Consider the following 1,539-nt stretch of genomic DNA (forward strand, 5'->3'; position numbering starts at 1 on the left):
GCGCGGTCTGCCCTGCAAAAACCAGCCCGGCCAGCGGGCGGCCGACGATCAGACGTCGGTTTTCAAATTGCCGTCAGCCAGCAACTTGGTGATGATGGCCGAATCGGATGTCCCTCCCGCCGCAGCCTGCAAAGCCGCATACTGCACATTTTCCAGGGTGATGGTCTGCGTGACCGCACTGCCAGCACCAGCCGCGTGAACAGAGATCAGTGTCTGGCCGCTGCCATTGGCAGAAAAGTCCAGGTAAGCATCCAGGCTGCCCGGGTTGGCGTGCTCGGAGCTCAACAGGTCCTTCAGGTCCAATGCATCACCACCGATGCCGAGTGTGAAATCCTTGATCACATCAGCGGCCGGCGTCCCAACGGTACCCTGATCACCCAGGCTCCACTTGAACGTATCGGAGCCCAGACCGCCCGTCATCATGTCGTCCCCTGCCCCGCCCGAGATCGATTCACCTGTCGAGGTACCCAATATCGCATCACCGGCACCGGTTCCCGAGATCGGATCGCCAGCGCTCCCACCCAGCAATTGGATATTCAGCGTCTGTGACGCCGTCAAATCGCCGTCTCCATCCGTCCCAGAAACACTGAACTGCAATACCTGCTCGGCCGGGAGAAGATTTTGACTGTACGCAAAAGAATCCACCTTTGCGTTCCCGCCGGTCACATTGAAYGTGATCGTMGAAAAATCATTCAAAGGATTAATGGTGAATGACCCATCAACTCCGAAAGTAACCAGGCCGGAATCCCCTGCATCAGTGGACCACGCCATGACAAAGTCAGAGCTGGACTGCTGTTTGACCGCAAACGACACACTRTCCACYTGRTTGCCGGCAAACGTGACGCTGAAGTCATCGCCCGGRTTCAGGTTCCCGTCGTTCACGCCAAAACCAGCGCTCGTCGGCTTGATCTGGTCCCCGCCCAAACCGGTAAAGGTGATGGCATCTGCGCCAGTCCCCAGCGTCAGCGAAGGCACTGCCGCACCGCCCTGGACACTGCCAAAATCAGCCACCTTCGTCACCGACGGACGCGGGTCGATCAAATCGAATTCGTACGTCCCATCGGGGTTGATGGTCAGAGCAAAGAAGTTGGTCGTGCTGGCGCCGGTTCCGGCTGTGATGGTCGTTGATCCGTCGAGGTTGTGCTGTACGGCGGAATAGTTGACACCACTCAAGCTTGTCAACGCAGACAAATTGATGACCCCTTCCCCATCTGCGCCGAAGGTCATATCGTGGGTGCCGACAAGCACCCCTGCCTGGTTCGCAATAATGCCGTGGTCAATTTGTGTGAATGTCGGCACATCGTCCACGATGTCCACGGTGATGGTGCTGGTCACCGTGTTGCCGTTGGCATCCGTCGCCTGGTAGGTGAAGGTGTCGCGGTTGTTCTCGGTGTTGGTGCCGTTGTTGGCATCCGGGCTGGTGTCAAAGCGCTGCGTCAGCGTGTAGCTGTAGCTGCCGTCCGGGTTCAGCGTCAGCGTGCCGAAGCTGCCTGCGGCCGGACTCGTCAGCGCGTAGCTGTAGCCGCCTGCGCCGCCGCT

1 protein-coding gene is annotated in these 1,539 nt (G+C 59.0%); it reads right to left on the minus strand.

Annotation, left to right across the window (positions count from 1 at the left end; all coding sequences use genetic code 11):
- Window positions 1-48: 48 nt before the first annotated feature.
- Window positions 49-1,539: type I secretion C-terminal target domain-containing protein (locus tag AC1DUB_RS28245; protein ID WP_477732385.1), on the minus strand; the 1,491-nt coding region annotated here is incomplete at its 5' end.

Source organism: Polaromonas sp. P4_F9, from assembly GCF_056401235.1.